The organism is Streptomyces silaceus, assembly GCF_001419745.1.
Lineage (GTDB): Bacteria > Actinomycetota > Actinomycetes > Streptomycetales > Streptomycetaceae > Streptomyces > Streptomyces silaceus.
In genome coordinates, this window is the sequence record NZ_LIRJ01000204.1 from 1 (window position 1) to 1,551 (window position 1,551).

The 1,551-nt window shown below is 74.4% G+C and carries 1 protein-coding gene and 1 pseudogene; both read right to left on the minus strand.

What is annotated here, in order from left to right:
• Window positions 1–103 precede the first annotated feature (103 nt).
• A complete protein-coding gene (locus AOK22_RS20085; protein ID WP_055700076.1) occupies window positions 104–1,303 on the minus strand; it encodes an ABC transporter permease in 1,200 nt (399 codons plus the stop codon).
• Window positions 1,300–1,551 (minus strand): annotated as a pseudogene (locus AOK22_RS20090) (ABC transporter ATP-binding protein); the annotation flags it as partial. The gene AOK22_RS20085 and the pseudogene AOK22_RS20090, both read right to left, overlap by 4 nt.

The following is a 1,551-nucleotide window of genomic DNA, read 5'->3' on the forward strand; positions in this document are numbered from 1 at the left end:
GCCCCCGCCCGCTCAGTGCTCCGGGCGGACAAACCGCCACGTCCCCTCCCGCCTCGCTCGTGACCGCGGGCCGGTGGGGTGTCCCCGTCGCGGCCGGCGGGAGTTACGTCGCGTTCAAGGCCACCGTCGGGTCCAGGCGGGAGGCTCTGATCGCGGGGTAGAGGCCCGCCGCCATGCCGATCAGGAGCGTGGCCGCGAAGCCCGCCGTCAGGGCCCAGGGCGGGACCACCGGGGTCCAGCCCTGGGCCAGCGCGAATCCGTACGTCGCCGTCGCGCCCAGCAGCGCGCCCGCCGCGCCGCCCAGGGCCGACAGGAGCAGGGACTCCGTCAGGAACTGGAGGCGGACCGCGTTGCGCGTCGCTCCGAGGGCGCGGCGCAGGCCGATCTCCGCACGGCGCTCCAGGACCGAGATCACCATCGTGTTCGCCACCCCTACGCCGCCCACCAGCAGCGCGACCGCGCCGAGGCCGAGCATCAGCGTCGTCAGCCCCTTGTCCGTCGCCGCCTTCGCGGCCAGCGCGTCCGAGGGGCGCGAGACCTTCACCGAGTCCGGGTCGGCCGGGTTGACCGTGCGGGCCAGGACCTCGCGCACGTCCTCGACCGTGGCGTCCGGCGAACGCTCGAAGACGGTGGACGGGCGGCCGTCGAAGCCGAAGTACCGCTCGGCCGCCGGGAATCCGACGAGTGCCACGCGGTCCAGGTTCGGGACCAGCTCCACCGGATCGAGGATGCCGACGACCACCACGTACGAGTCGTTCATCATGATCTTCTCGCCGGGCGACGTGACGCCCAGGCGCTGCGCGGCGACGGATCCGAGGACCGTGACGGGCAGCCTCTCGTTGGCCCGGTTCAGCCAAGTGCCTTCGCGGAGGCTCGCGTTGAGGGTGCGGAGCAGGTCGGGGCGGGCGGCCTGCGTCGTCACGCCTGCGGTGCGCTCCTCGGGCACCACGTCGCTGCGCCGGATGCGCGCGTCGACGTCCGCCGTCGCCGTGGCGTGCTGGACCGGGCCGACGCGTTCCACCATCGCCACCGCCGACTCGGGCAGCGGCGCGTCGACGCCCTCCGCGTCCTTGCCCGCCTCGGCGGTCAGCAGATTCGTGCCGAGCCGGTCGAGCCGCGCCATCAGATCCGACTTGCTGGACTGCGAGAGGCCGACGACCGCGACCATCGTGGCGATGCCGATCGCGATGCCGAGGGCGGACAGGACCACCCGGGCGCGGCGGGCGCGCAGGCCCACCGCACCGACCCGCAGCACGTCCGCCGCCGACAGCCGCGACGGTCCGAGGGACCTCAGGGTTCTCATGCCCGGCTCCCTTCCCGGGCGCCCGAGTCGGCGACGATCTCGCCGTCGCGGAACCGGACGCGGCGCGGCAGCGCGTCGGCGATGTCGTTGTCGTGCGTGATCACGCAGACCGTCGTGCCCGTCGCGTTCAGCTCGTGGAGCAGCTCCATGACGATCTCGCCGGACGCCGAGTCCAGCGCGCCCGTCGGCTCGTCCGCGAGGAGGAGCGCGGGCGCGCCGACCAGCGCGCGGGCGATCGCCACCCGCTG

Coding starts and splice junctions, on each gene's coding strand:
- AOK22_RS20085 (WP_055700076.1), bottom strand. CDS start 1,303: ATGAGAACCCTGAGGTCCCTCGGACCGTCGCGGCTGTCGGCGGCGGAC.